The sequence below is a fragment of the Streptomyces sp. NPDC033966 genome, from assembly GCF_055575955.1.
Genome location: NZ_JBVIRQ010000009.1, coordinates 356,673 through 381,901, shown reverse-complemented (window position 1 = coordinate 381,901; position 25,229 = coordinate 356,673). Strand labels below are relative to the sequence as shown.

General features: G+C 74.1%; 24 protein-coding genes and 2 pseudogenes. 16 read left to right on the top strand and 10 right to left on the bottom strand.

Annotated features, from left to right (window positions below; all coding sequences use genetic code 11):
- On the bottom strand, nucleotides 1–409 hold a 409-nt coding region (locus ACZ518_RS26275; RefSeq protein WP_469115437.1), incomplete at its 3' end, for an NAD(P)H-binding protein.
- Between the two features lie 101 nt (nucleotides 410–510).
- Here ACZ518_RS26275 and ACZ518_RS26270 point away from each other — a divergent pair.
- Nucleotides 511–999 (top strand): MarR family winged helix-turn-helix transcriptional regulator, encoded by a 489-nt coding sequence (locus ACZ518_RS26270; RefSeq protein ID WP_469115436.1) that lies wholly within the window; start codon nucleotides 511–513, stop codon nucleotides 997–999.
- Between the two features lie 45 nt (nucleotides 1,000–1,044).
- Entirely contained in the window at nucleotides 1,045–1,278 is a 234-nt protein-coding gene (locus ACZ518_RS26265) for a hypothetical protein (RefSeq protein ID WP_469115435.1), read from the top strand.
- Here ACZ518_RS26265 and ACZ518_RS26260 read toward each other — a convergent pair.
- Nucleotides 1,279–1,482: pseudogene (locus ACZ518_RS26260) on the bottom strand (hypothetical protein); the annotation flags it as partial.
- Nucleotides 1,483–1,916: 434 nt separating this feature from the next.
- Here ACZ518_RS26260 and ACZ518_RS26255 point away from each other — a divergent pair.
- The 8 genes and pseudogenes from ACZ518_RS26255 (at nucleotide 1,917) to ACZ518_RS26220 (ending at nucleotide 12,149) form a co-directional block, all read left to right on the top strand.
- Complete coding sequence (locus ACZ518_RS26255; RefSeq protein ID WP_469115434.1) at nucleotides 1,917–3,113, top strand: Kelch repeat-containing protein; 1,197 nt, start codon at nucleotides 1,917–1,919, stop codon at nucleotides 3,111–3,113.
- 228 nt (nucleotides 3,114–3,341) lie between these two features.
- Nucleotides 3,342–3,841: pseudogene (locus ACZ518_RS26250) on the top strand (transposase); the annotation flags it as partial.
- A 381-nt stretch (nucleotides 3,842–4,222) separates the two neighbouring features.
- Complete coding sequence (mdlC, locus tag ACZ518_RS26245) at nucleotides 4,223–5,833, top strand: benzoylformate decarboxylase (RefSeq protein ID WP_469115433.1); 1,611 nt, start codon at nucleotides 4,223–4,225, stop codon at nucleotides 5,831–5,833.
- Between the two features lie 41 nt (nucleotides 5,834–5,874).
- The gene (locus ACZ518_RS26240; protein ID WP_469115432.1) at nucleotides 5,875–7,290 is read left to right on the top strand and encodes an FAD-binding oxidoreductase; all 1,416 of its coding nucleotides are present in this window, start codon (nucleotides 5,875–5,877) and stop codon (nucleotides 7,288–7,290) included.
- Nucleotides 7,287–8,639 (top strand): cytochrome P450, encoded by a 1,353-nt coding sequence (locus ACZ518_RS26235; RefSeq protein WP_469115431.1) that lies wholly within the window; start codon nucleotides 7,287–7,289, stop codon nucleotides 8,637–8,639. Before ACZ518_RS26240 ends, ACZ518_RS26235 begins: the two co-directional genes overlap by 4 nt.
- A gap of 13 nt (nucleotides 8,640–8,652) precedes the next feature.
- Nucleotides 8,653–10,017: an alpha/beta fold hydrolase gene (locus tag ACZ518_RS26230; RefSeq protein WP_469115430.1), complete on the top strand. Its 1,365-nt coding sequence runs from the start codon at nucleotides 8,653–8,655 to the stop codon at nucleotides 10,015–10,017.
- Nucleotides 10,018–10,026: 9 nt separating this feature from the next.
- Entirely contained in the window at nucleotides 10,027–11,943 is a 1,917-nt protein-coding gene (locus ACZ518_RS26225) for a peroxidase family protein (RefSeq protein ID WP_469115429.1), read from the top strand.
- Nucleotides 11,940–12,149, top strand: coding sequence for a hypothetical protein (locus ACZ518_RS26220; RefSeq protein WP_125818322.1), 210 nt, complete (start codon nucleotides 11,940–11,942; stop codon nucleotides 12,147–12,149). Before ACZ518_RS26225 ends, ACZ518_RS26220 begins: the two co-directional genes overlap by 4 nt.
- A gap of 31 nt (nucleotides 12,150–12,180) precedes the next feature.
- Here the strand turns inward: ACZ518_RS26220 and ACZ518_RS26215 are convergent, their stop codons facing one another.
- The 3 genes from ACZ518_RS26215 to ACZ518_RS26205 form a co-directional block, all read right to left on the bottom strand.
- Nucleotides 12,181–12,540: a hypothetical protein gene (locus ACZ518_RS26215; RefSeq protein ID WP_469115428.1), complete on the bottom strand. Its 360-nt coding sequence runs from the start codon at nucleotides 12,538–12,540 to the stop codon at nucleotides 12,181–12,183.
- A 121-nt stretch (nucleotides 12,541–12,661) separates the two neighbouring features.
- Nucleotides 12,662–13,582 carry a serine/threonine dehydratase gene (locus tag ACZ518_RS26210; protein WP_469115427.1) on the bottom strand — a complete coding sequence of 307 codons (921 nt, stop codon included), beginning with the start codon at nucleotides 13,580–13,582 and terminating at the stop codon, nucleotides 12,662–12,664.
- A gap of 22 nt (nucleotides 13,583–13,604) precedes the next feature.
- Nucleotides 13,605–14,261, bottom strand: a complete 657-nt coding sequence (locus ACZ518_RS26205; protein ID WP_469115426.1) for a TetR/AcrR family transcriptional regulator — start codon at nucleotides 14,259–14,261, stop codon at nucleotides 13,605–13,607.
- Nucleotides 14,262–14,452: 191 nt separating this feature from the next.
- On the opposite strand from ACZ518_RS26205, the gene ACZ518_RS26200 reads away from it, so the two are divergent.
- The 3 genes from ACZ518_RS26200 to ACZ518_RS26190 all read left to right on the top strand — a co-directional run bounded on the left by ACZ518_RS26200 (nucleotide 14,453) and on the right by ACZ518_RS26190 (nucleotide 18,126).
- On the top strand, nucleotides 14,453–16,144 hold the full coding sequence (locus tag ACZ518_RS26200; RefSeq protein WP_469115425.1) for a ricin-type beta-trefoil lectin domain protein: 1,692 nt from the start codon (nucleotides 14,453–14,455) through the stop codon (nucleotides 16,142–16,144).
- Between the two features lie 190 nt (nucleotides 16,145–16,334).
- A complete protein-coding gene (locus ACZ518_RS26195; protein ID WP_469115424.1) occupies nucleotides 16,335–16,508 on the top strand; it encodes a hypothetical protein in 174 nt (57 codons plus the stop codon).
- A gap of 40 nt (nucleotides 16,509–16,548) precedes the next feature.
- The gene (locus ACZ518_RS26190; protein ID WP_469115423.1) at nucleotides 16,549–18,126 is read left to right on the top strand and encodes a molybdopterin-dependent oxidoreductase; all 1,578 of its coding nucleotides are present in this window, start codon (nucleotides 16,549–16,551) and stop codon (nucleotides 18,124–18,126) included.
- Between the two features lie 81 nt (nucleotides 18,127–18,207).
- On the opposite strand, the gene ACZ518_RS26185 is transcribed toward ACZ518_RS26190, so the two are convergent.
- Entirely contained in the window at nucleotides 18,208–19,464 is a 1,257-nt protein-coding gene (locus tag ACZ518_RS26185) for a cytochrome P450 family protein (RefSeq protein WP_469115422.1), read from the bottom strand.
- A gap of 136 nt (nucleotides 19,465–19,600) precedes the next feature.
- Between ACZ518_RS26185 and ACZ518_RS26180 the strand changes: the two genes are divergently transcribed.
- The gene (locus ACZ518_RS26180; RefSeq protein ID WP_469115421.1) at nucleotides 19,601–20,524 is read left to right on the top strand and encodes an SDR family oxidoreductase; all 924 of its coding nucleotides are present in this window, start codon (nucleotides 19,601–19,603) and stop codon (nucleotides 20,522–20,524) included.
- Here the strand turns inward: ACZ518_RS26180 and ACZ518_RS26175 are convergent.
- Nucleotides 20,515–21,261 carry a class I SAM-dependent methyltransferase gene (locus ACZ518_RS26175; RefSeq protein WP_469115420.1) on the bottom strand — a complete coding sequence of 249 codons (747 nt, stop codon included), beginning with the start codon at nucleotides 21,259–21,261 and terminating at the stop codon, nucleotides 20,515–20,517. The genes ACZ518_RS26180 and ACZ518_RS26175 overlap by 10 nt on opposite strands.
- Before the next feature lie 273 nt (nucleotides 21,262–21,534).
- Here ACZ518_RS26175 and ACZ518_RS26170 point away from each other — a divergent pair, with 273 nt between their 5' ends.
- On the top strand, nucleotides 21,535–22,278 hold the full coding sequence (locus ACZ518_RS26170; RefSeq protein ID WP_469115419.1) for a TetR/AcrR family transcriptional regulator: 744 nt from the start codon (nucleotides 21,535–21,537) through the stop codon (nucleotides 22,276–22,278).
- A 66-nt stretch (nucleotides 22,279–22,344) separates the two neighbouring features.
- Here the strand turns inward: ACZ518_RS26170 and ACZ518_RS26165 are convergent, their stop codons facing one another.
- Nucleotides 22,345–23,409 (bottom strand): enoyl-CoA hydratase/isomerase family protein, encoded by a 1,065-nt coding sequence (locus ACZ518_RS26165; protein WP_469115418.1) that lies wholly within the window; start codon nucleotides 23,407–23,409, stop codon nucleotides 22,345–22,347.
- A 154-nt stretch (nucleotides 23,410–23,563) separates the two neighbouring features.
- A complete protein-coding gene (locus ACZ518_RS26160; protein WP_469115417.1) occupies nucleotides 23,564–24,121 on the bottom strand; it encodes a DUF6434 domain-containing protein in 558 nt (185 codons plus the stop codon).
- An 84-nt stretch (nucleotides 24,122–24,205) separates the two neighbouring features.
- Here ACZ518_RS26160 and ACZ518_RS26155 point away from each other — a divergent pair, with 84 nt between their 5' ends.
- The gene (locus ACZ518_RS26155) at nucleotides 24,206–24,793 is read left to right on the top strand and encodes a hydrolase (protein WP_469115416.1); all 588 of its coding nucleotides are present in this window, start codon (nucleotides 24,206–24,208) and stop codon (nucleotides 24,791–24,793) included.
- Here the strand turns inward: ACZ518_RS26155 and ACZ518_RS26150 are convergent.
- Entirely contained in the window at nucleotides 24,765–25,220 is a 456-nt protein-coding gene (locus ACZ518_RS26150; RefSeq protein WP_469115415.1) for an ATP-binding protein, read from the bottom strand. The genes ACZ518_RS26155 and ACZ518_RS26150 overlap by 29 nt on opposite strands.
- Nucleotides 25,221–25,229: the final 9 nt, after the last annotated feature.

Genomic DNA, 25,229 nt, shown 5'->3' with positions numbered 1-25,229 from the left:
TGCTGGCGAAGGCGTCCGGGCGCAGGAAGGTGCAGGTCAGGGTGGAGGCGGCGAGGGCGCGCTCGACCTTGAGGCTGTGGCTCGCGAGCGGGTCGCCCTCGGCGCCGGGGGCCAGGACGGAGGAGGAGGACAGCAGGACGACGTGCTCGACGCCGGCGGCTTCGGCGGCGGCGATCAGCTCGTGGATGCCGGCGGGCTCGGGGTAGAGGAAGACCTGGCGTACGCCGTCCAGTGCGGCGGCGAAGGTCTCGGGGCGGTCGAGGGCGAGCTCGCAGGACTCGACGCCGGCCGGGACGGTGAGCGCGGCGGGCTCGGCGCTGGCGGCGCGGACGGGGAGACCGGCGGAGTGCAGGCGGGCGATGACGGCCTGGCCGACCTTGCCGCGGGCGCCGGTGATGAGGGTGGTCATGAGGTGCTCCATTCGTTGGCTGCTGACATATGCATGCTGGCATGCACACGTTTTCATGTCAACACATGCCTTCGAAGGGTCACGTATGTACGATGGGGGCCATGACGAAGCACGAGGCGGCGGACGCGGCGGCGGCGGACGACGAGCTGCTGGACGCCGTCGGTCCGGCCTTCGGAAAACTGCGACGCTCCTCGCTCCTGGAGGTCGAGAACCCGATCTCCCAGAAGGACCTCGGCCGGACCCTGGTCCTCAACGTCGTCCTGGAGATCGGGCAGGACGGCGCCCGCGAGGTCACCGTCGGCGCCGTGGGCGACCACCTGGGCGTCGACCCCTCGGTGGCCAGCCGCATGGTGTCCGACTGCATCTCCGCCGGCTACCTGGTCCGCGCCGCCTCCCAGCAGGACGGCCGCCGCACGATCCTGCACCTCAGCCCCGGCGGCCAGGAGCTGATGGACCGCTTTCGCAAGCACCAGCGCTCGGCCTTCGAGTACATCACCGCCGACTGGAGCGAGCGCGAACGCCTCGACTTCGCCCGCCTGATGCTGAAGTACGTCGCATCCCAGGAATCCCTCCGCCAGCGCGAGCGCTGAGCCGGCGCGAAGGTCGGGAGCGCGGCCTCCGGCCGAACCACGCGTATGCGCATTCGACTCGCCGCCACCGCCGTGATGCTCGTCCTGGCGGGCGCGGTCGCTCCGGGCATGGCATCGCCGGCCGGGGCAGCCGACTTCTTCGAGATCCACACCGACCTGGACGGCCGCTGTCTGACCTCCAATGGCGACAACGTGGAGGTCCGCAACTGCGCGGGAGCCGCCTGGCAGCGCTGGGACGCCCCCCCCTCCCGCCGGCCTAGGCCCTGTGTGAGGTGGTGATCAGTCGGCGGCCCTCAGGAGGTCATCGATCCAGATCATCGAGGCGCGGAGGTGGAGGCCTGCGAGGTAGCTCTCCGGCGCCTTGTCGTAGCGAGTGGCGATCCCTCGCCAGGCCTTCAGCTTGTTGATCAGGCGTTCGACGGTGTTCCGTTCCTTGTAAAGATCGGCGTCGTGGCTGACGGGCCGGCCGCCTCTCGCGCCCTCTCTTCTTGTGGGCACTGCGTGCATCCCGGGCGCCGCCGCAGAGCGGACAGGGCCTCGGCCGGCTCCGCCCGGCGGATGACCCGGCGGTCTCGCAGCACCGTCGTCTGGAAGGTGTCGGTCAGGACGCGCCGCTGACCGTGCTGGTCGACGAGCCGCGTGACCTGCGGGGTGCGCGTGTCACGGGCGGGCAGGGGATGCCGCTACTGCGCGTGGGTGTGGTCTGCACCGTTCGGCGGCGTCGGTGACGGGTACTCACCAAGGTCCGGATATAGATGGGCACAAAGCTCCGATTTCACCCCGCGGCGCACCGCTGCGGCGTGCCGCGAAAGAGGTATCCGATGGGAAGCAGTAACCAGCCCGGCCGGCGCAAGAGCGCCGCGGAGGTTCTGCTGCGACGTTGTCGCGGCGTCCCGGCCGGTCCGGGGCCGGACTCGATGACGGGCAGCCGAAAACCGTCACGCCGGCGCTCGCTGTGCCGGCGGCTCGCCGTCACCGCGCTCGCGCCGCTGCTCGCCCTGACGGCCACTGCCGCCAACGCTCAGGACGCGTGGCTCACCCTGCCCCCGGTACCGACCGCCCGTGCGGCTCTGGCGGGGGCCAGCGCGCCCTGTCCCGATGAGTCGGACGACACCCGGGCGCACGCGCAGGAGACCTGCGTGTACACCTTCGGCGGGAGTACGCACTCACCCAATCTCACCGTCCTCAACACGGTGGAGGCGTACCGCCCGGCCTTGAACGAATGGCAGACCCTGTCCCCGCTGCCCACCGCCCGCGACCGGCTGGCCGGCGTGGCGGCGCCCTGCCCCGAGGAGCGCGACGGCGACCGCGGACCCTCCAAGGGCGGCTGCGTGTACGCCATCGGCGGGTCCAACCTGGAGTCCGGCTTCCTGGACACGGTGGAGGTGTACCGTCCGGCCGTCGACGCGTGGGAGTCCCTGCCCTCGCTGCCGACGCCCCGCCGGAGCCTGGCGGCGGCGGCCGCGCCGTGCCCGAAGGACGTCGAGGGCCTGCGCGGCATCTGCGTGTACGCCATCGGCGGCCTGAGCGAAGCCGGCTCCACGGGCGCGGTCGAGGCATACAGCCCTGCCACCAACCGGTGGGCGACCCTCCCCTCGCTGCCGACGCCCCGCGGCACCCTGGCCGGGGCGGCCGCGCCGTGCCCGAAGGGCGTCGAGGGCCTGCGCGGTACGTGCGTGTACGCCGCCGGCGGGTTCAACGGAGTCGCGGTCCTGGACACGGTCGAGGCATACAGCCCCGCCGCCAACCGGTGGGTGGCCCTCCCCTCGCTGTCGGTTCCCCGCGGCTTCCTGGCGGGGACAGCGGCACCGTGCACCGAGGCGCCGAAGGACACCTGCGTGTACGCCATCGGCGGCCGCAACTTTACGGAGGTCCTGGGCACGGTGGAGGAGTACAGCCCAGTCACGAACAGGTGGGCGACCCTCCCTTCGCTGCCGACGCCCCGCGACTTCCTGGCTGCGGCAGCGGCGCCCTGCCCCAAGGACCTCGACAGCGACCGCCGGTACGCCAAGAACACCTGTGTGTACGCCCTCGGCGGCGAGATCGACACCACCGCGCTGAACACCGCGGAGGCATTCGCCATCGACAGTGACCGCCGCACCGCCCGCAGCTAACCGGCGTGCGAGGGGGCCCGGAGCCCCGGGAAGCGGGAGGCAAGGGCAGCCGTTGACGGTATCGATCGCGACGACGCTCGACCAGAGGCCGCAGGTCCGCCGACGCAGGGGCACGCCCAGGGCCTGCGTGATGTCGTGATCAGTTGCTGGGTTCCGCCCTCTTCGTGGGGTGGAGCCCAGTAGGAATTGACCGTGACACGGAGGCAACTCACCGATGCTCAATGGTAGTTGATCGAGCCGTACCTGCCGATCGGCAGGTACGGCCCGTACCCCGAACGGCTGCGGGAACAGTTCGAGGGGGTGATCTGGCGGTTCCGCTCCAGCGGCCAGTGGCGGGAGATGCCCTCCGAGTTCGGGCCCTGGGCCACCGTCTACGGGCGCTTTAGGGTCTGGCGGGACGTCGGCGTCTTCTCCGCTCTCCCAGAAGGCCTGATCGCCGGGGCGGCCCGTTCGGGGAGAGCGGTTTTGTCGCTGGTCACCTCTTGGAGGCCCTGGAAGAGGCTGTGCAGGAGCAGGAGGAGGCACGGCAAAAAGGGGCGGCCCGGAGGAACAGAACGGACATGCCGCGCGTCGACGGGTCCGCTGCAGACGCAGGATCCGCCTGAAAGAACAAGCTGAAGGCCTGGCGAGGGATCGCCACTCGCTACGACAAGGCGCCGGAGAGCTACCTCGCAGGCCTCCGCCTCCGCGCCTCAATGATCTGGATCGACGACCTCCTCAAAGCCGCCGCGCCAGAACCTGAGGGCCGCCCGCGACCCGGAGATCCCGGAGATGTCCGTCTTCCGCGCGCCGGGCAACTTCACGGGCCACGTACCGGAGTTCGACGAGCCGGCGGTGCGGGACACGAGGCGCCTCTCCGTCCGGGTGGCCGACGCGTCCGCCTTCCCGCGCGTCCCGGGCCCGTTCATCATGGCGCCGGCCCTGGTGCCGGCGGAGGAGGCCGGCCGGGACGTCCTCCGGGCCGCCGGACGGGCCGATAACACGCGCAGCGGGCGGTCGCCAGGGCTTCTCCGGCGTCCGACCCGAACGGATCATGGATTTTGCCTTGATGAACGCAATGTGATGGATTGATCACCCACTGCTTCCGCCCGCTCCGCGAAGGAACCCCCATGCGCACGGTCCGCGAGTCGGCCCTCGACGTCCTGCGAGCCCGCGGGATGACCACGGTCTTCGGCAATCCCGGCTCCACCGAACTGCCCATGCTCAAGCAGTTCCCCGACGACTTCCGCTACGTGCTGGGCCTCCAGGAGGCCGTGGTCGTCGGCATGGCCGACGGCTTCGCCCTCGCCTCCGGCACCACCGGCCTGGTCAACCTGCACACCGGCCCGGGCACGGGCAACGCGATGGGCGCCATCCTCAACGCCCGCGCCAACCGCACCCCCATGGTGGTCACCGCCGGCCAGCAGGTACGCGCCATGCTCACCATGGAGGCCCTGCTCGCCAACCCGCAGTCCACCCTGCTGCCGCAGCCCGCCGTGAAGTGGGCGTACGAGCCCCCGCGCGCGGCGGACGTCGCCCCCGCGCTGGCCCGGGCCGTACAGGTGGCCGAAACCCCGCCGCAGGGGCCGGTGTTCGTCTCGCTGCCGATGGACGACTTCGACGTGGTCCTCGGCGAGGACGAGGACCGGGCCGCCCGGCGGACCGCGGCCCGCACCGTGACGCACGCCGCCGCGCCCTCGGCCGAGGTGGTCCGGCAGCTCGCCGCCCGCCTGGCCGGCGCCCGCAACGCCGTCCTCGTCGCCGGCAACGACGTGGACGCCTCCGGGGCCTGGGACGCCGTCGTGGAACTGGCCGAGCGCACCGGCCTGCCCGTCTGGTCGGCGCCCACCGAGGGCCGGGTCGCCTTCCCCAAGTCCCACCCGCAGTACCGGGGGATGCTGCCCCCGGCCATCGCACCGCTGTCCCGCTGCCTGGAGGGGCACGACCTGGTCCTCGTGATCGGCGCCCCGGTGTTCTGCTACTACCCCTACGTCCCCGGCGCCTACCTGCCCGAGGGCACCGAGCTGGTGCACCTGACCCGGGACGCGGACGAGGCGGCCCGCGCCCCCGTCGGGGACGCGCTCGTCGCCGACCTCGCCCTGACGGTACGGGCCCTGCTCACGGAGCTGCCCGTACGGGAGGCCGCCGCCCCGGCCGCGCGGATCGCGCGGGCCGAGTCCACGGCCGAGGTGGACGGGGTGCTCACCCCGCTCGCCGCGATGACGGCCATCGCCCAGGGAGCCCCCGCGAACACCCTCTGGGTCAACGAATCCCCGTCCAACCTGGGCCAGTTCCACGACGCCACCCGGATCGACACCCCCGGCTCGTTCCTGTTCACGGCGGGCGGCGGCCTCGGCTTCGGTCTCGCCGCGGCCGTGGGTGCCCAGCTCGGCGCCCCCGACCGGCCCGTGGTCTGCGTCATCGGCGACGGCTCCACCCACTACGCCGTACAGGCGCTGTGGACCGCGGCCGCGTACAAGGTCCCCGTCACCTTCGTCGTCCTGAGCAACCAGAGCTACGCGATCCTCCAGTGGTTCGCCCAGGTGGAGCGCGCCCAGGGCGCCCCCGGACTCGACATCCCGGGCCTGGACATCGCGGCCATCGCCACCGGCTACGGGGTCCGCGCCCACCAGGCGACCGGCTTCGGCGAACTGACCAAGCTGGTCCGGGAATCGGCCCTCCAGCAGGACGGCCCGGTGCTCATCGACGTACCCGTCACCACCGAACTCCCCACCCTGTAGCCACCCCAGTCGTTCCACCGCACCGCCCCCGGAAGGCCGGCATGCCCCTCACCAACGACACCACCACCCTGCTGCTCGAACGGCTCAGCTCCGCGCTCCCCGCGGAGGCCCTGCTCACCGACCCGGCGGAACTCGCCGCCCACTCCCGGGACTCCGCCCCCTTCTCCGAGTGCGGCACCCCCGCCGTGGTCGCCGTCCCCCGCACGGCCGAGCAGGTCGAGCACGTCATGCGCACCGCCTACGGACTGGACGTCCCCGTCGTCCCGCAGGGCGCCCGCACCGGCCTGGCCGGCGCCGCCAACGCCGTCGACGGCTGCGTGGTGCTGTCCACCGCCGCGATGGACCGGATCCTCTCCGTCGACCCGGCCAACCGCCTGGTCCGCTGCGAGCCCGGGGTCACCACCCGGCGCCTCGCGCAGACCGTGGCCGAGCACGGGCTGACGTACCCGCCGGACCCGGCCTCCTGGGACCGCTGCACCATCGGCGGGAACATCGCCACCGGCGCGGGCGGCATCTGCTGCGTGAAGTACGGGGTCACCGCCGACTACGTCCTCGGGCTGGACCTCGTCCTGCCCGACGGGCGGCGGATGCGCACCGGCCGGGACACCGCCAAGGGCGTCGCCGGGTACGACCTGACGCGCCTGATCGTCGGATCCGAGGGCACCCTGGCGGTGGTCGTCGGCGCCACCCTCGCGCTGCGGCCCGCCCGGCCCCCGGCCCTGTCGCTGCTGGCCCAGTTCCCGACCCTCACCGCCGCCGGGGACGCCGTCGCCGCGATCACCGCCGCCGGGCACACCCCGTCCGCGCTCGAACTCCTGGACCGGGCCACGACCCAGGCCGTCGTGGACCTCGGCACCCACCCGCTGCTGCGCCCCGGCAGCGCCGCCACCCTGATCGTCGAGAGCGACTCCGCCGACCCCTCCTCCGAGCTGTCCGCCATGGAGATCCTCTGCAAGGAGGCCGGCGCCCAGCACATCGCCACGTCCGCCACCAGCGAGGAGGCGTACGAGATCATCGAGGCGCGCAGGCTGGTCAGCCCGGCCCTCGCCGCCTACATGGCCTCCCGGGGCGGCGGGCTCACCGCGTTCATCGAGGACGTCGCCGTGCCGAGGACCGCGCTCCCCACGCTGATCGGGCAGATCGAGGAGATCGCCCGGCGCTACGACCTGAAGATCTTCACGCTGGGCCACGCCGGGGACGGCAACCTGCACCCCACGGTCGTCTTCGACGAGTCCGACGCGGACGAGTTGCGCCGCGCCCGGGAGGCGTACGACGCCATCATGGCCGCCGGCCTCGAACTGGGCGGCACCACCACCGGCGAGCACGGCATCGGCACCCTGAAGCGGGAGTGGCTGGAGCGCGAGCTGGGGCCGGTCTCGCTGGAGCTCCAGCGCGGCCTCAAGCGGCTCTTCGACCCCAAGAACCTCCTCAACCCCGGCAAGGTGGTCACCGCATGACCCAGTCCACCGAGGCCCCGGACACCACGCGGGGCGGGGCCCCCGGGCTGCCGCCCGTCCGGGCCGGCCTAGCGGAAACCGTCCGCTTCGTCGCCACCCACACCCTGCCGGTCTTCGTACGCGGCGTCGCCAGCCCCCGCTTCCCGGTCATGGCGCTGTACTCCCGCGTCAACCAGCCCGCCTGGTCGAACGCCACGCTGCGCGCGATGCGGACCCGGCACCGGGGCGCGCCCGTGATGGTGCGCGCGCTCTCCGGCGAGATGCTGGTCCTGTTCGACCAGGCCGACATCCGGCGGTTCTTCGAGGAGCCGGTCTCGGACCTCGCCATGGACGCCGACGACAAGTACGCCAGCCTTTCCGTCTTCGAACCCACCGGTGTGATCTGCTCGCACGGGCAGGTGCGCGAGGACCGGCGCCGGGTCAACGACGACGCGCTCGCCGCCGACCAGCCGGTGCACCCCTCCTGCGCGGAGTACCGGACCGTCGTCGAGGAGGAGTGCCGGCGGCTCACCTCCCGTTCCGTCGTCGACTTCCCGCTGCTGTGGAAGACGCTGACCCGCATCTCCCGGCGGGTGGTCCTCGGCGACCAGGCATCCGACGACCAGGAGCTGTCCGACTGGCTCGCCACCCTGCGCGGCCAGGCCAACTGGATGGGCCGCAGCAAGCCGGAGGCCGCCAAGGCGCTCTACTCCAAGATCGAGGCCCGGATCACCCGGTACGCGGCCGACGCCCCCGCCCACACCCTGGCCGCCCGCGCGCTGGCCGTGCCCTCCCCGGAGGGCACCGACCCGCTCGGCCAGACCCACCACTGGCTGCTCGGCATCGATCTGGCCGCGCCCGTCGTCGCCCGCACCCTGCTGCTGCTCGCCCACCACCCGGCCGAGCAGGAGGCCGCCCACGCCGAGGCGGCCGACCGCGTCGCCGGGCTGCCGAGGCTGCGGGCCTGCCTGGAGGAGTCGGTACGGCTGTACCCGATCGTGCCCGACCTCGTACGGGTCACCCGTACCGAGACCGAATGGGGCGGGGTGCGCTACCCGGCCGGCACCAACGTGCTGGTGCCGATGGGGTTCCACCAGCGCGACCCCGAGCGGGTCGACGGCGGGAACCTGTTCGCGCCGGGCCGCTGGCTGGCCCCGGACGTGCACCGGGACACCCGGGTGGCCCCGTTCAGCCACGGCGGCGCCCGCTGCCCGGGTGAGTACGTCGCCCTGCTGCTCACCTCCCTGGTCTGCGCCGAGGTGCTGCGCGGCCACCGCCTCACCGGGGCCCGTCCGGTGCTCGACCCGGGGCGTCCGCTGCCGGGGATCCTCGACACGGCCGGCATCCGGCTGCGCCTCGGCCGGCTGTAGGAGGAGTCCCGCCATGACCGAAGCCGAAGCGTCCGTCACCCAGCCGGACATCGCCTCCCTGCACCACGTATGCCGCGAGCTCGCCGAAGCCGCCGACACCGTCCGCGACGCAGCGCGCTACGCCTCCCGGGTCGCCCTCGGCTCCCGGCTGCCGCTGGCGGCGGCCGGCCCGCGCCGCGCCCGCGCCGCGCAGCGCGGGCTGCTGCGGACCCTGATGGACCCGAAGGGCCTGGGCTGGGCCCCGCAGGGCGGTGCCCCGCTCGCCGGGGCGCTCTGGCTGGCCGGGGTGCTGACCAGCCGGGAGAGCCTGGCGGTAAGCCTCGCCGTCACCGGCCTGAAGGCCCGGATCCGGGCGGCCGCCGTGCGCCACCCGGAGCTGCTCGACAACCCGACCACCTCGCGGGTGCTGCGCGCCATCGACGAGGACCGCCAGGCGGAGGCGGTACGGCTGTTCCGGGGCCTGCTGACGGAGAAGGGCGCGGAGTACGCCCTCGCCCTGCTGGCACCGTCCTTCACGGACATCATGGCCTGGAACGCGCTGACCGACGAGAACCCCTTCAACGACACCGCCGGCTGGCAGATCGCCACCGGCCGGCCGCTCACCTCCGACTACTTCGTCGGGGTGAGCACCTCGGTGTGGGCGTTCCTCAACCGGGGGAAGGGACGCGCCGAACCGCACACCCCCTCTGCCGCCCTGCTGGGCAGCATCGACACCTCGGGCACGATCGTCGGCTACGTCCGCAACATCGGCCGGATCGGCACGCGCGGCCTGCTGCTCGTCCAGCAGGTCGACGGACCGGACGAGGAGCGGCGCTACGTCGTGCAACTGGCCGGAATGGGGCCGAGTTTCAACCAGGAGAGCCCGCAGGACCTGCTGGGCGGCATCGACGCGGTGGGCTCCATCGACACCACCTACACCCGTGCGGTGGTCCGGGCGATGCGCCGGCTCGTCCCCTCCGGGTCGCAGGTCGCCCTGGTCGGCCACAGCCAGGGCGGGATCACCGCGATGAACCTGGCGGCGAGCCGGGACTTCAACGCGCTGTACACGGTGACGCACGTGGTCGCGATCGGTTCGCCCATCGACCAGAAGCGGGCCGCCGATCCGCGCACCCGGGTGGTCTCGCTCGTCAACGAGCACGACATCGTGCCGAGCCTGGAGGGCCGCTCCTCGGTGTCCCCGTACGAACTGCCCAAGCAGTTCACGGAGTTCACCTGGACCGACGACACCCACGCCTTCCCGCTGTGCCATGCCGCGGAGCGGTACGCGCACAACCTGGAACACGACGTCCCGCACGCGCGCACGCACGTCGACTCCGAGCTCGCCGCCTTCCGCGGCCGGGTCACCGGCACGCACCTCTTCACCCTCCACGACCGCTGAGGACCCCGCATGACCGACACCGACTCGCACACTCCCCCGACGGATACGGCGCCGGCCCCGCCGGAGCTGCCGGCCCAGACCTCCCACCGGCACCAGCCGCCGCCCGCGCCGCCGCAGCCGTACGGCCCGCCCGGACTGCTGGAGCGGCTGGAGTCGGCGGCCTTCGCCCGGCTCAACCGCACCCGCGAGTGGTACGAACTGCCCGCCCCGCTCGGCCTGCTGAACCTGGCCGTGATCCGCGAGGACCTGCGCCGCCACAACCTGCACGACACCTTCGGCGCGGGCGGCGAGCGCGACCGCCGGCCCACGAAGCACCTGGCGCCGTACCGCTCGTACGACGGGTCGGGCTACGACCCCTACGACGAGGACATGGGCCGGGTGGGCACCCGGCTGGACCGCAACACCCCTTTGCACATGGCCTATCCGGACGAGGACGAGGCGCTGATGACGCCCAGTCCCCGGGAGGTCAGCCGTCAGCTGCTGGCCCGGCGCGGCTTCACCCCCGCGCCCACCCTGAACCTGCTGGCCGCCGCGTGGATCCAGTTCCAGAACCACGGCTGGGCCAACCACGGGGACAACGAGGAGGCCGAGCCGTTCACCGTCCCGCTCGCCGCCGACGACGACTGGGCCGAGCAGGGCGGCGGCTGCCCGATGCGGGTGAACCGCACCCGCCCCGACCCGGTCGCGCACACCACCCCGGACGTCCCGCCGACGTACGAGAACACCGTCAGCCACTGGTGGGACGGCTCTCAGGTCTACGGGTCGGACGAGGCCCGCTGCCGTTCGCTGCGCACCGGGGAGCACGGCCGGCTGATCGTCGCCGACGGGCGGCTGCCCGCCGATCCGCGGCCCGGGATGGACTGCCTCGACGCCACGGGCATGAACAGCGACTACTGGACCGGCCTGTCGCTGCTGCACACGCTCTTCGCCAAGGAGCACAACTCCATCTGCGACCTCGTCCGTTCGCACCACCCCACCTGGGACGACGAGCGGATCTTCCACACGGCGCGGCTGGTCAACACCGCCCTCATGGCGAAGATCCACACCGTGGAGTGGACCCCGGGCATCCTCGACCACCCCGTGGTGCACCAGGCGATGCGCGCCAACTGGTACGGGCTGCTGCCCCGCTGGGTCACCAAGACCTTCGGCCGGGTCGGCGGCGAGGTCTTCAGCGGTTCCCGGGGATCGGGTACCGACCACCACGCCGCCCCCTTCTCCATGACGGAGGAGTTCGTCTCGGCGTACCGGCTGCACCCGCTGATCCCGGACGAGATCACCGTCCGCGACCACCGGCGCGGGGCGCGGCGCGAGGTCGTCGGCTTCGACGACATGCAGGGCGCGACCACGCGCAGCGCGGTCGACGCGTTCGGGATGAGCGACCTGTTCTACACCTTCGGCGTCTCGAACCCCGGGGCGCTGGTCCTGCACAACCACCCGGACGCGCTGCGGAACCTGAAGCGGCTGTCCGGCGAGCACATCGACCTCGGGACCGTGGACATCCTGCGCGACCGCGAGCGGGGCATCCCCCGCTACAACGCCCAGCGGCGGATGCTGCGCAAGCGGCCCGTCACCTCCTTCGAGGAGCTGACCGGCGGGCACCCGGGCGACACCCCGCTGCTGCGGGAGCTCTACGACGGGCGGCTCGACCGGGTCGACACCCTGGTCGGGAACCTCGCCGAGCCGAGGCCGGCGGGCTTCGGGTTCAGCGACACCCTCTTCCGGGTGTTCGCGCTGATGGCCACCCGCCGCATCAAGAGCGACCGGTTCTTCACCACGGACTACCGGCCGGAGGTGTACACGGCCGAGGGGCTGCGCTGGATCGACCGGAACTCGATGGTGACGGTGCTGCTGCGGCACCACCCCGAGCTGGCCCCGGCGCTGGCCGGCGTGACCAACGCCTTCGCCCCCTGGAAGGAGCTGTCGTGAGCGGGCACCCCGCCGACGGCCTGCGCAGCCACGCCGCCGCCCTGCGGGAGCGGGCGGACCGGCTGCGCGGCGCCTGTGACGGCCTGGACTGGAGGGGCCCGCAGGCCGACGCCTTCCGGGCCCGGGTCGAGGAGCTGGCCCGGCGGTGCGCCACGGCCGCGGACGGGCTGTCGCGCTCGGCCGCCCGGCTGGACGGCCGGGGGTAGGACCGGGGAGCGGGAAGGCCCGGCCGCACGGCTACTTCATGCGGTACTGGGCCTTCTCCGCGAGCTTTCCGTCCTTGAAGCAGAAGCGGAGCACGTCCTCGGTCTGACCGTCGGCGGCGGAGAGGTACCAGGCGCAGACGCTGCCGGCGGGCTCGGCGGGGCCGCCCTCCTTGAGGGCGTCCTTGACGAAGGTGTCGCCCGAGGGCAGCTTGGCGCGGACCTGGCTCTCGGCGTCGCCGACCTTCACCTCCTCGTAGACCTTCGGGTCGAGCAGGGTCTTGTCGGCTATGTCGAGGACCTTGGCCGCCCCGAAGAACAGCGCCACGAGGAGCCCCACCCCCAGCACCAGCGCGATACCGCACCCGATGAGACAACCCTTGCGCTGAGCCATGGCCCCGTTCCTCCGTGCCCTCGACGTTCCGGCGCCCTCCGCACCGTCGTGCCGGAGCCTCGCAGGCGCGCGGGGGCCGGTGCCGTACTCGAAAGTCGCGGGCCGGGGCGACGATCGTCGCTCAGAGGTCCCCGGGGTCGGTGTTGGCCCCGCACAGGACCACGGCGACCCGCTCGCCCAGCGGCTCCGGCGCGGTGCGCAGGGCCGCCAGGGCGGTGGCGGCGCCGGCCTCGACGACGATCCGGTGCTCGTCCCAGAGCGCCCTGCGGGCGACGCCGATCGCCTCGTCCGTGACGAGCACCGACACCGCGTTCCCGTGCCGGGCGGCGGCGAGGGCGTCGGCCGAGACCCGGGTGGCACCGAGGGAGTCGGCGGCGACGGAGGCCACCGGGACGTCGACGGGCTCGCCGGCCTCCAGGGCGGCGTTCAGGGCCCGGCAGTGCTCGGGCTCGGCGGCGACCACGCGTACGCCGTGCTCGCGGGCGGCGGTGGCGACGCCGGCGAACAGCCCGCCGCCGCCGACCGCGACGACGACGGTGTCCAGGCCCGGCAGGGCGGCCCGTACCTCGTCGAGCAGGGTCCCGGCGCCGGCGGCGACGAGCGGGTGGTCGTAGGCGTGGCTGCTCAGGGCGCCGCTGTCGGCGGCGAACTCCCGGCAGGCCGCGAGGGCTTCGGCGTAGCGGTCGCCGACGAGCCGTACGTCGGCCCCGTAGCCGCGCAGCCGGTCGACCTTGACGCGCGGGGCGTTGCCGGGGAGGAAGACGGTGGCGGGGATCCCCTGTGCGCGGGCCGCCCAGGCGCAGGCCAGGCCGGCGTTGCCGCCGGAGGCGATGGTGACTCCGGCTGCCGGGAGGTGCCCGGCCTCGCGGTGCGCGGCGAGGAAGTTGTGCGCGCCGCGCGCCTTGAAGGAGCCGGTGTGCTGGAGGTATTCCAGGGCGTACCAGACGCCTTCGGACGCGGGTACCACCGCGGCGGGCCGGACGGCGCCGGCGGTACGGGCGGCCGCGGCGCGGACGGCGGCGTAGTCGAGCTGCTGTTCCATGGTCGGTCTGCCTTTCGCGGTGTCAGGACGCGGCCGGCCGGCCGGCGGGCCGGGCTGCCTCGATGAGCTGGCGCAGGGCGCCGTAGTACACCTCGTGGTCGGTCAGCGGGGGCAGTACGTCGCCCAGTGCGCCGGTGAGGACGGGGAACCCGGCGGGGTCGAGGGCGGCGATGGCGGCCCGGGAGGCGGCGGTGGCCCCGGCCGGGTCGCGGTGGTCGACGAAGGCGGCGCTGCCCAGGGTGAGCAGGTACATCCGCCGGTAGGCGGTCATGGCCTCGGCCGGGGTCATCCCGGCGGCGACGCCGTCGGCGAGGGCGGGTTCGACGAGGCGGGCCAGCAGCTGCCGGCCGAGCCAGGGGCGGCCGCCGCGCAGGGCGAGCAGTCCGGGGTGGGCGGTGAGCAGCCGGTAGAGGGCGCCGAAGCGCTGTTCGCAGGCCTCGGCCCAGGTGGTTCCGGCGGGGACTTCGGGGAGTTGTCCGGCGAGGTGGTCGGTGCACAGGTCCAGCAGGCCGGCGAGGTCGGTGCAGCGGCGCTGGACGGTGGCGTGGGAGACGTCGAGCCGTTCGGCGAGGGCGCGGAAGCTGAGGGCCCCGGGCCCTTCCTCGTCGAGGATGCGCAGGGCGGTGAGGGCGATGGCCTCCGGGGTGGCGCGGTCCAGGGCGGGTGATTTCCTCGGCATGAGATACAGCGTATCAGCCGTCGTAACATACGGCGGCTCTCCACCTCGCCCGCCACGGACGTGTGACATCGACTGCGGCCATATTGCTGGTCATTGAGCCATAACCATCGACTTATGTTGACAGCGGGTAGTCGCACCGCTGCACTGAGGCACGAATGTCCGCCGGTACTCCCCCACGCCAAGGAGACCCCGTGCCGCCTCGCCCGCGCGCCTCGCTCCCCTGTCTCACCGCGGCCGCCCTGCTCGCCCTCGTGCTCGTCCCCGCCCCCGCCCCCGCGGCGGCCGAGCCGACCGCGACCTCGGACACCCCGCTCGCCCTCACCCCGCCCATGGGGTGGAACAACTGGGCGCACTACATGTGCGACATCGACGAGGCCAAGGTGGTCGCCAACGCCGACGCCCTGGTCGCCGGCGGTCTCGCCGCCAAGGGCTACGACACGGTGACCGTGGACGACTGCTGGATGCTCAAGGAGCGCGACGCACGGGGGAACCTGGTCACCGACCCCGTCAAGTTCCCGCACGGCATGGCCTGGCTCGGCGAGTACCTGCACGCCAAGGGACTGAAGTTCGGCATCTACGAGGACGCCGGCTCCCTCACCTGCGAGCGCTACCCGGGGAGCGGCTCCCCCGACGGCGGCGGCCCGGACCACTACGCCCGCGACGCGCGGCAGTTCGCGTCGTGGAAGGTGGACTACGTCAAGATGGACGGCTGCAACCTGTGGGTGCCGCCCGGGAAGACGAAGGAGCAGGCCTACCGGGACGCCTACAACTCCGTGGCCCGGGCGCTGCGCGACAGCGGCCGCCCGATGGTGCTGTCCGCCTCCGCGCCCGCCTACTTCCAGCAGGGCGAGTGGGGCGGCTCCGACTGGCACAAGGTGCTCGACTGGGTCGGCGAGACGGGCCAGTTGTGGCGCGAGGGCCGGGACATCAAGGTGTACGCCCCGAACGCCCCCGCCACCTCCCGCTGGAGCTCGGTGCTCGGCAACTACGGCTACAACCGCTGGCTCGGCCGGTACGCGTCCCCCGGCAACTGGAACGACCCCGACTTCCTGATCGCGGGAGCCCCCGGCCTCACGGACGCGGAGAGCCGCAGCCAGGTCGGGCTGTGGGCGATGATGGCGGCCCCCTTCATCCTGTCCTCCGACGTGTCCGCCCTCACCCCGGGCGGGCGCGCGGCGCTCGGCAACACCCGCCTGATCGAACTGGACCAGGACCCGCTGGGCCGACAGGGCGCGGTGGTCTCCTCCAACGCCACCTTCGAGGTGCTGGCCCGCCCGCTGGCCAACGGCGACCGCGCGGTGGCCGTGCTGAACCGCTCCGCGAGCACCCGGGACGTCTTGGTACCGCTGGCCGACGTCGGACTGCCCGCCGCGTGCGTGGCGGACGCCGAGGACCTGTGGACCGGGCGCCGCGCCGAGGTGGTGAACGCGCTGACCGGCCGGCTCGGCGCGCACGACACGGCCGTGTGGCGGCTCACCCCGCGCGGCTGCGCCGAGGCGGTGCCCACCGGGCAGATCAACGGGCTCGGCGCGAAGTGCGCCGACGGGACCAGCACCAGCGGGGTCGGCTCGGTGGTCCTGGGGACCTGCACCGCAGGGGCCGACCAGCGCTGGACCTTGGGCGGCGGCGGGCGGCTGAAGCTGGCCGGCGAGTGCCTCACGGCCCGCCCGGGCGGCCTGGTGGAGCTGGCGGACTGCGCCCCGGGCCGGCAGGCGGGCCAGAGCTGGAGCCACCGCCGCGACGGGGCACTGGTCGAGGAGACGAGCGGGCAGTGCCTGACCGCCCCGGCGGCGCCCGCGACCCCCGACGCCCCGGCCGAACGGCTGCGGCTGGCGGCCTGCGGCGACCACCAGGTGGACCAGGCCTGGTCCCTGCCGGTCTAGTGCCGTGCCCGGAAAGGTCCACCGGGTCGCGGCGCCCGGCACCACACTTCCGGGGGAATCACCGCCGGGCGGACCCCGCCCGGCGGGGGTGCCGGGTTCACTGGCCCGCATCGGGGAGGGGCGGCCGCCGAATCGTTCCGGCAGCCGCCCCTCCCCGATGCGGGCCACGAGGCGACAGGAGTGCACCGACATGTCCGAGACCGCGCACGAGCGCACCCAGACCCCCGCGCCCGCCGCCGGCATCACCGACGGCGTCGTGGAGCTGCGCAAACGCCGCCCGGCCGGTCCCGCCCCCGAGGGGCGTGCCGCGGGCTGCGGCTGCGAGGCGGTGCGGGCGCAGCCGCCGGGAGCGGCGCGCCCGTGACCGCTCCGGGGCTACCGTGACAGGACGGAGGTGGCTCCGGATGACCCGAACCCGGGGGGACCGAGGAACGCGCCGGGCGGGCGCCGTCGCCGGCCTGGCCGCGGCGTTCGCCGGGCTGGCCGTCGCGGAACTGGCGGCGGCGTTCGTACGCCCCGAGGCGGCCCCGCTCACGGCGGTCGGCGGGGCCGTGGTGGACCGTACTCCGGCGGCCGTCAAGGAGTGGGCCGTACGGGCCTTCGGCACCTCCGACAAGCTGGTGCTGACCCTGGGGACGGTGGTGCTGCTGGCCGTGCTCGCCGTGACGGCCGGGATCCTCGCGCCGCGACGGCCCCGCGCGGGCTGCGCGCTCGCCGCGTCGGTGGGGGTCCTCGGGGCGGTGGCCGCCCTCGGCCGGCCGGGGGCGGACTGGCGGGACGCGCTGCCCTCGCTGGCGGGCGGTGCGGTGGCGGCCGGGGTGCTGTACGTACTGGCGGCGGCCCTGCGCCGGCCCCGCCCGGCCGCGGGCCGCTCCGGCGGGACCTGGCCGCTGGACCGGCGCGCCTTCGGCCGGCTGCTGGCGGCCACCGTGGCCGCCTCGGCGGCGGCCGGGTACGCGGGCCGGCGCCTCGGCGCCCACGGCGCGGCGGGGGCCACCGCCTCCCGGGCGGACCTGGTCCTGCCGCCCCCCGCCGTCCCCGCGCCGCCGGTACCCGCCGGGGCGGACCTGCGCGTGCCGGGCCTGGGGCCGTTCCTCACCCCGGCCCGGGACTTCTACCGCGTGGACACCGCCCTGGTGGTGCCCCGCGTCGACGCGGACGCCTGGCGGCTGGACGTCCGCGGGGAGGGCGTGACCAGGCCCCTCACCCTGACCCTGCCGGAGCTGCTCGCCCGGCCGCTCGTCGAGCACGACATCACCCTGTGCTGCGTCTCCAACGAGGTCGGCGGCCCCTACGTCGGCAACGCCCGCTGGCTCGGCGTGCGCCTCGCGGACCTGCTGCGCGAGGCCGGGGTACGGCCGCCGTCGCGGGGTGGGCCCGCCGACCAGCTGGTGGCCCGCTCGGTGGACGGGATGACGATCGGCACCCCCGTCGAGGCCGTCATGGACGGCCGGGAGGCGCTGCTGGCCGTCGGGATGAACGGGGCGCCGCTCCCGTTCGCGCACGGTTTCCCCGTGCGGATGGTCGTCCCCGGCCTCTACGGGTACGTCTCCGCCTGCAAGTGGCTGCGCGAGCTGCGGCTGACGACCTTCGACGCGTACGACGCGTACTGGGTGCGCAGGTCGTGGGCGCGGGAGGCGCCGGTCAAGACGCAGTCGCGGATCGACACCCCGCGCCCGTTCTCCCAGCGCCCGGCCGGCCCGGTCGCGGTGGCCGGGGTCGCGTGGGCGCAGCACCGGGGGATCGCCCGGGTGGAGGTTCGGGCCGACGGAGGGCCCTGGCGGGACGCCCGGCTCGGGGCGGCGGACGGGGTGGACACCTGGCGGCAGTGGGTGTGGCCGTGGGAGGCGCTGCCCGGGCGGCACACCCTGGAGGTCCGGGCGACCGACGGCCGGGGCGAGGTCCAGCCGGAGCGGCGTACGGGCACCCTGCCCGACGGGGCGACGGGCCGGCACTCCGTCACGGTGGACGTGCGCGCGTAGCGGGACGGGACCGGGCGGCCGCCTCCGCACAGGACGGGGGCAGCCCGCCGCGGCAGCTGCGGACACCCCCCTGGGCGGTGCTCAGCCCGCGGTCAGGCGGACGGGCAGGGACTCGACGCTGTTGCCGATGAAGCTGCGCTGGTGCGGGAGTTCCCCCTCGGGGACGGCGAGGTCGAGGCCGGGGAAGCGGGTGAAGAGCCGCTCCAGGGCGATGGTGGCCTCCAGCCTGGCGAGCGGGGCGCCGACGCAGTAGTGGGCGCCGTGCCCGAAGGAGAGGTTGCGGCCGGCGCCGGGGCGGGTGACGTCGAACCGGTCCGCGTCGGGACCGTGAACGGCCGCGTCGCGTCCCGCCGCCGTGTAGCCGGCCAGGACGGGGGTGCCCCGGGGGATCACGGTGCCGCCGAGGGTCAGGTCGCGGACGGGGTAGCGGAAGGGGAACCAGCTGACCGGCCCGTCCCAGCGCAGGGTCTCGTCGACCACGTCCGACCAGCTCGCCTTGCCGTCGAGGACCAGGGCGAGCTGGTCACGATGGGTGCACAGGGCGCGGACGGCGTTGCTGATCAGATTGAGGGTGGTCTCGTGGCCGGCGACGAGCATCAGCCGCATGGTGCCGATGAGTTCGGCCTCGCTGAGCCGGTCGCCGTCGTCGTCGCGGGCCGCGATCAGGGCGCTGGTGAGGTCCTCGCCGGGTTCGGCGCGGCGGGCGGCGGCGATGGTGGCGATCAGCTCGACGAGCTCCTTGACGGCCGCCATGACCTCGGCGGGCGGGACGTCCGTGGAGATGATCACGGTGTTGGAGAGGTGGTGCAGCCTGCCCCGGTGCCCGGGGTCCACGCCGAGCAGTTCGCAGATGACGCTCATCGGCAGCGGCAGCGCGAAGTGGGTGCGCAGGTCGGCGGTCCCGTCGGCGGAGTCCCCGGCGGCGCGGGCGAGGCCGTCGAGGAGGCCGTCGGCCAGCTCCTCCACGCGCGGGCGCAGGCGCTCCACCTGGCGGGCGGTGAAGGCGTTGCCGACGAGGGAGCGCAGGCGGCGGTGGTCGGCGCCGTCGGCGGTGTGCATGCCCTGGGCGTTGGCGAAGACCCGCAGCGGCCAGTCGGCGGGCACCGTGCCGTCGTGCAGGCCGGGGAAGTGGCGGGCGTCCTTGGCGACGTCGGGGTGGGCGAGGAACTCCTTCAGCTCCTCGTGCCCGAGCACGACCGCGCCGGGTATGCCTCCGGGGAGGACCACGTCGGCCACCGCGCCCCGGGCGCGCAGCCGGGCGTTGAGGGCGTGGGGGCAGCCGCCGGCGGGGTCGATGACGTGGGCCTGGGGGTGCGCGTGCGCGCGGTCGGGTGACAAGCGGGCTCTCCTGAGGTCGGCCGGATGGACGGATCCGGCCAACAGTGCGGCCTGACGGGGGTGTTGTACAAGCCCCGACGGGGCGTGTTCCGGCCTCCGGACCGCGCCGGGGCCGCCGTGGCCGTAGGGTCGGGGCATGCCGGTGGAAGCGCGGGATCTGGAAGGCAGGGTGGCCCTGGTGGCTGGGGCGACCCGGGGTGCGGGGCGGGGCATCGCGGTGCAGCTGGGGGCGCGGGGCGCGACGGTCTACGTGTCGGGGCGCAGCACCGCCGGGCGGCGTTCCGAGTACGACCGGCCGGAGACGGTCGAGGAGACGGCCGAGCTGGTCACGGCGGCCGGGGGCCGGGGGGTCGCGGTGGTGGCGGACCATCTGGAGCCCGCGCAGGTGGAGGCGCTGGTGGGGCGGATCGACGCCGAACAGGGCCGGCTCGACGTGCTGGTGAACGACATCTGGGGCGGGGAGCACCTCTTCGAGTGGGAGAGCCCGGTCTGGGAGCACGACCTGGACCGGGGACTGCGGCTGCTCCGGCTGGCCATCGACACGCACGCGGTGACGAGCCATTTCGCGCTGCCGCTGATGCTGCGCGAACCGGGCGGCCTGGTGGTGGAGATGACCGACGGGACGGCCGACTACAACGCGACCCGCTACCGGAACTCGTTCTTCTACGACCTGGCCAAGTCGGCGGTGCTGCGGATGGCCTTCTCCCTCGGGCACGAGCTGGGTCCGCGCGGGGCGACGGCGGTGGCGCTGACGCCGGGCTGGCTGCGTTCGGAGATGATGCTGGAGGCGTTCGGGGTGACGGAGGACAACTGGCGGGACGCGCTGGAGAAGGTCCCGCACTTCGCGATCTCCGAGACCCCCTCGTACGTGGGGCGCGCGGTCGCGGCGCTGGCCGCCGACCCGGAGGTGTCCCGCTGGAACGGGCGGTCCCTTTCCAGCGGGCAGCTCGCGGGTGTCTACGGGTTCACGGACCTCGACGGGAGCCGGCCGGACGCCTGGCGGTACATGGTGGAGGTCCAGGACCCGGGCCGGCCGGCGGACACCACCGGTTACCGCTGAGCCGGCTCCGGACGCCGGAACAGGGCCGTCCAGAGGAAGGGTTCGCCGAAGAGCGGTGACTCGGCGTCCTCGTCGCGCATCCGGCGCAGTTCGGCCTCCTCCAGGCCGGAGAAGATCAGGCGCAGCGACTCGGGGGTGTAGGCGAGGCCGCCGCCGAGGCCGCCCTGCCGGTAGAGCTCGGCGTCGGGGAGTTCGCAGCCCATGGCGCCGGAGGCGAAGCAGGTGAGGGCGAAGTGGCCGCCGGGGGCGAGGACGCGGTCCAGGAGCGCCAGGTAGCTGACGCGGCGGTGGGGCGGCAGGTGGTGGAAGCAGCCGGAGTCGTAGACCAGGTCGTAGGGGCCGCCCAGCTCGGCGGCGGTGAGCCGGAAGGCGTCGCCCCGGTGGAAGCGGACGCCGGTGGCGCCGGTCTCGCGGGCGCGTTCCTCGGCCCAGGCGACGGCCGTCGGCGAGAGGTCGACGGCGTCCACCTCGAAGCCGAGGGAGGCGAGGTGGAGGGCGTTGCGTCCGGGCCCGCAGCCCAGGTCGAGGGCGCGGCCGGGGCGGATCAGCCCCCTCTCCGCGTAGGAGACGAGGTTCTCGTCCGGCTTCGCGACGAAGAACGGCACGGGCTTGGAGCGGTCGGCGTAGAAGCCGTCCCACCAGGAGGCACCGCCGTCCGTCCAGCGGTCGGCGTCCTGCGCGAACAGCCCGTCCAGGAGGTCCAGTACGTCCTCCGCCGAGCGTATGGTGCGGTCCATCAACTCCCCTTCGTCCAGGGGGAGATCATAGCCCGGCGGGCTCACATGACCCCAGGTCGGAGGCGGTGCGGGAAGGTTACGGACGGGTCCGTGGAGGCCTGCCGGAGGGCGCCGGGGCCGCCCCGCCCCGGCGGGGGCGCGCGGCCGCCCGAGGGCCCCCTGGGGGCCGCCGCGGGGTCGTTCCGGGGCGTGCCGGGCCCGCTTTCCGAACGGATTCCACGTACGGGTGTACGCATGATGCGTACACTGTTCGCAACGGGTTAGGGTGAGGACATGTCCTCTTCAGAGCAGCAGACCCTCGCGCCGGTGCCCTCCGTCTGGACCCGGCCGCGGCGACAGAAGGAACAGCCCGCGCTCAGCCAGGAGCAGATCGTCGCGGCCGCGGTGCGGCTCCTGGACGCCGAGGGCATCGAGGCGCTCAGCATGCGCAAGCTCGGCGCGGAGATGGGCACCGCCGCCACCTCCCTCTACCGGCACGTGGCCAACAAGGACGAGCTGATCGAGCTGGTCGTCGACGAGGTCTACGGCGAACTCGAACTCCCCGAGGCCGGCAGCCCGGACGGATGGCGCGAGGCCCTGGCGCAGTGCGGGCACAGCCTGCGCGCGATGGTGCTGCGCCACCCCTGGGTGGCCTCGGTCCTCGGCCAGGTCGGGCTGGCGTACCTGGGCCCGAACCTGATCCGGATGTCGGACCGGCTGCTGGGGCTGTCCGTGTCGGCGGGGTTCCCGGCGGGCGAGGCGGACCTCGCGGTGAAGGCCGTCATCTCCTACGTCATCGGCGCCACGACCAGCGAGGCCTCCTACCTCTCGCTCCTCGCCCGCAGCGGGAAGAGCGAGACGGAGTGGCTGGAGTCGCTGCTGCCCGCCGCCGAGGCGGCCCTGGAGGACCATCCCGTGGTGAAGGACCACGCGTACTCCCGGCACGGCCAGGACCCGGCGCGACTGCGGGACGAGAACTTCGACTACGGGCTCCAGCGGGTCCTCGACGGCCTCGCGGTCCGGCTCGGCCGGGACTGACACGGGAGGCCGGGTGTCCCGGGCCGCGGGCCGCGTGCAGCGGCCCCGGACGCCCGGCGACCCGGATCAGCCGCGGCCGGCGCCGGACGGCGGGAAGGTCAGCTCGCGGTCCTCGCCGAGCGGGGCGAAGTGCCGGTCCACCGAAGCCTGGCGGACCTGGAAGAGGGCGGCCGGCGACCAGCGCGGGCGGCGGTCCTTGTCGATCACCTGGGCCCGGATCCCCTCCACCAGGTCGGGCGTGGACAGCGCGGCCGCGGAGACCCGGTACTCCTGCTCCAGCACCCGCTCCAGCGAATCCAGTTCGCGGGCGCGGCGCAGCGCGGCGAGGGTGACCTTGAGGGAGGTCGGCGACTTGGCGTGCAGGAGCCGGGAGGCCTCCCGCGCGGCCGCCGGGCCCGACCCCAGCAGCCGCTTGTGGATCTCCTCCACGGTGTCGGCGGCGTAGCAGTGGTCGATCCACTCCCGTTCGGCGGCGAGCGTGGACCGGGGGGTGGTGGCGCCGTGGAACTTGGGCAGCACTTCGGCGACGGGCGCCATGGTGAGCTCCCGGGTGAACTCCTCCAGCCAGTCGGAGGGCAGGTAGTGGTCGGCGAGCCCGCACAGCAGGGCGTCTCCGGCGCCGACGGCCGTACCGGTGAGGGCGAGGTGGGTGCCGAGTTCGCCGGGGGCGCGGGAGAGCAGGTAGGTGCCGCCGACGTCGGGGACGAAGCCGATGCCGGTCTCGGGCATGGCGACCCTGGACCGCTCGGTGACGATGCGGACGCCGCCGTGGGCCGAGAGCCCGACGCCGCCGCCCATCACGATCCCGTCCATGAGGGCCACGTACGGCTTGGGGTAGCGGGCGATGCGGGCGTTGAGCCGGTACTCGTCCCGCCAGAAGTCGAGGGAGCCGGTGGTGCCGGCCTTCGCGTCGGCGTGGATGGCCCGGATGTCCCCGCCCGCGCACAGGCCGCGCTCCCCGGCGCCGCGCAGGAGGACCTGGCTCACGGCGGGATCGTGCTCCCAGGCCGTCAGGGCCTCCCCGATCCTCAGCACCATGGAGTGGGTGAGGGCGTTGAGGGCCTGGGGACGGTTGAGGGTGATCAGCCCCGTACAGCCGTCGGTCTCGATCAGAACGGTGTCGTCGGTCACGTCCGTCAGTATGTCGCTTCCGCCGCCATACGAAGATCGTTTCTGGTGATCTTGTCAAGTCTGACCGGATTCGGGGTGGGCCGGGGCTGTATCGCACACCTGCGGATGCCGCCGGACGCGGGGCGTGGCCGGGGGGGGGCCGCCCGGGCGGGCGTCAGCCGCGGGGGCGGGCCCGGTGTTCGCGCCAGGCGGCGAGGGCCCGGTCGCGGGTGCCGTCCGGGTGGCGGGCGTGCCAGTCGCGCAGGAACCGGTTGAACTCGAACTGGGCGCCGACCTCCTGGGGTTCGGCGGCCCGCTGCCGGGTGGCGTGCCAGTGGGCGACGGCCTCGGCGAGGGTGCGGCCCGCGCCCTGGCCGACGTACTCCCGCATGAAGGCGTCGAAGTGGAAGCCCGGCCCGATCTCCCGGCGGAAGAACTCCCGGAGCACCTGGCTGCACCGCTGCCCCTCGGGGATCACGCTGGCCCCGTCGACGGGCGCCTTCAGCTGCCGCCCCCCGCGCCGGGCGGCCGGGGCCGGGTCCGGGGCGGCACGCCCGTCCAGCGCGGCGGCGAGCCGCTCCGTGAGGGCGGCCTTGCCGCCGCCCGCGGGGACGCCCGTGCGCCGGGCGAGTCCGGTCAGCTCCTCCAGCGTCCAGTACCAGCGCAGCAGCTCGGCCCCGGACAGCTCCGGGGCCGGCTCGGGCCGACTCTCCCCCATGTAATTCGCACCCATGTTCCCATCTTAGGGGTGGCGACACGGCCCGCCCGCCGCCGGACACGCGTGCATCCGCGCCCGGCGTTTCCTACGGTCGTCCCCATGACCTCCCCCGCCTCCGCGCCGGCCCTCGACACCGGCACCGCGCTCGTGCTCATCGACCTCCAGCAGGGCATCCTCGCCCTGCCCACCGCCCGGCCCAGTGACGAGATCCTGCGCAACGGCATCGCACTCGCCGAGGCCTTCCGCGCGCACAAGCTGCCGGTCGTCCTGGTGAACGTCGCCTGGTCGCCCGACGGCTGCGACCTGCCCACCACCGATGTCGACCGCCCCGGCCCGGCCACCGCCCCGCCGGCGGCCTTCTCGGAGATCCCGGCCGAGCTGGCCGCCCTGGGGGACGTGACGGTCACCAAACGCCACTGGGGCGCCTTCACCGGTACCGAGCTGGACCTCCAGCTGCGCCGGCGCGGGATCCACCGGATCGTCCTGGCCGGCATCTCGACGAGCATCGGCGTCGAGTCCACCGCACGCGCCGCCTGGGAGCACAGCTACGGCCTGGTCTTCGCCGAGGACGCGACCGCCGATCTGGACGCCGACTCGCACGCCCACAGCTTCGGCAAGATCTTCCCCCGCATCGGCCGGGTCAGCTCCACCCGCGAGATCATCGCGGCTCTGGACGCACTCCGCTGAGGGCGGCCGGGCACGCCACCTCCAGCCAGACGCACTTGCCGGCCGCCCCGGGCCGCGAGCCCCAGGCCCGGGCCAGCCGGTCCACGATCACCAGCCCGTGCCCGCCCGGCTGCCGGGGATCACCCCTGCCCACCGCCAGGGCCGGCGGCACCGGGCTGGAGTCGGTGACCTCGATCCGCAGCCGCTCGTCCGTACAGTCCAGGACCAGGGATCCGGGCCCGCCGCCGTGCAGACAGGCGTTGGCCACGACCTCCGACACCAGCAGCAGGACGTCCTCCGCCGTGTCCCGGGCCGCGCAGGTCCGGGCCGGCAGCCAGTGCCAGGCGGTCAGCGCCCGCCGGGTGAAGTCGCGGCTGCGCAGGACCGGGTCGGCCGTCCCTTCGAGGACCAGGAGCCGGTTGCGTCCGGCCGGGCCACGCTCCTCCACGGCCCTCGC

Excerpts from the sequence above, each read along its gene's own strand:
- ACZ518_RS26255 (WP_469115434.1), top strand. The coding sequence starts at position 1,917 with ATGACGGGCAGCCGAAAACCGTCACGCCGGCGCTCGCTGTGCCGGCGG.
- ACZ518_RS26195 (WP_469115424.1), top strand. The coding sequence starts at position 16,335 with ATGTCCGAGACCGCGCACGAGCGCACCCAGACCCCCGCGCCCGCCGCC.
- ACZ518_RS26230 (WP_469115430.1), top strand. The coding sequence starts at position 8,653 with ATGACCGAAGCCGAAGCGTCCGTCACCCAGCCGGACATCGCCTCCCTG.
- ACZ518_RS26240 (WP_469115432.1), top strand. The coding sequence starts at position 5,875 with ATGCCCCTCACCAACGACACCACCACCCTGCTGCTCGAACGGCTCAGC.
- ACZ518_RS26175 (WP_469115420.1), bottom strand. The coding sequence starts at position 21,261 with ATGGACCGCACCATACGCTCGGCGGAGGACGTACTGGACCTCCTGGAC.
- ACZ518_RS26160 (WP_469115417.1), bottom strand. The coding sequence starts at position 24,121 with ATGGGTGCGAATTACATGGGGGAGAGTCGGCCCGAGCCGGCCCCGGAG.
- ACZ518_RS26265 (WP_469115435.1), top strand. The coding sequence starts at position 1,045 with ATGCGCATTCGACTCGCCGCCACCGCCGTGATGCTCGTCCTGGCGGGC.
- ACZ518_RS26210 (WP_469115427.1), bottom strand. The coding sequence starts at position 13,582 with ATGGAACAGCAGCTCGACTACGCCGCCGTCCGCGCCGCGGCCGCCCGT.
- ACZ518_RS26155 (WP_469115416.1), top strand. The coding sequence starts at position 24,206 with ATGACCTCCCCCGCCTCCGCGCCGGCCCTCGACACCGGCACCGCGCTC.
- ACZ518_RS26170 (WP_469115419.1), top strand. The coding sequence starts at position 21,535 with ATGTCCTCTTCAGAGCAGCAGACCCTCGCGCCGGTGCCCTCCGTCTGG.
- ACZ518_RS26270 (WP_469115436.1), top strand. The coding sequence starts at position 511 with ATGACGAAGCACGAGGCGGCGGACGCGGCGGCGGCGGACGACGAGCTG.
- ACZ518_RS26190 (WP_469115423.1), top strand. The coding sequence starts at position 16,549 with ATGACCCGAACCCGGGGGGACCGAGGAACGCGCCGGGCGGGCGCCGTC.
- mdlC (WP_469115433.1), top strand. The coding sequence starts at position 4,223 with ATGCGCACGGTCCGCGAGTCGGCCCTCGACGTCCTGCGAGCCCGCGGG.
- ACZ518_RS26235 (WP_469115431.1), top strand. The coding sequence starts at position 7,287 with ATGACCCAGTCCACCGAGGCCCCGGACACCACGCGGGGCGGGGCCCCC.
- ACZ518_RS26180 (WP_469115421.1), top strand. The coding sequence starts at position 19,601 with ATGCCGGTGGAAGCGCGGGATCTGGAAGGCAGGGTGGCCCTGGTGGCT.
- ACZ518_RS26225 (WP_469115429.1), top strand. The coding sequence starts at position 10,027 with ATGACCGACACCGACTCGCACACTCCCCCGACGGATACGGCGCCGGCC.
- ACZ518_RS26215 (WP_469115428.1), bottom strand. The coding sequence starts at position 12,540 with ATGGCTCAGCGCAAGGGTTGTCTCATCGGGTGCGGTATCGCGCTGGTG.
- ACZ518_RS26205 (WP_469115426.1), bottom strand. The coding sequence starts at position 14,261 with ATGCCGAGGAAATCACCCGCCCTGGACCGCGCCACCCCGGAGGCCATC.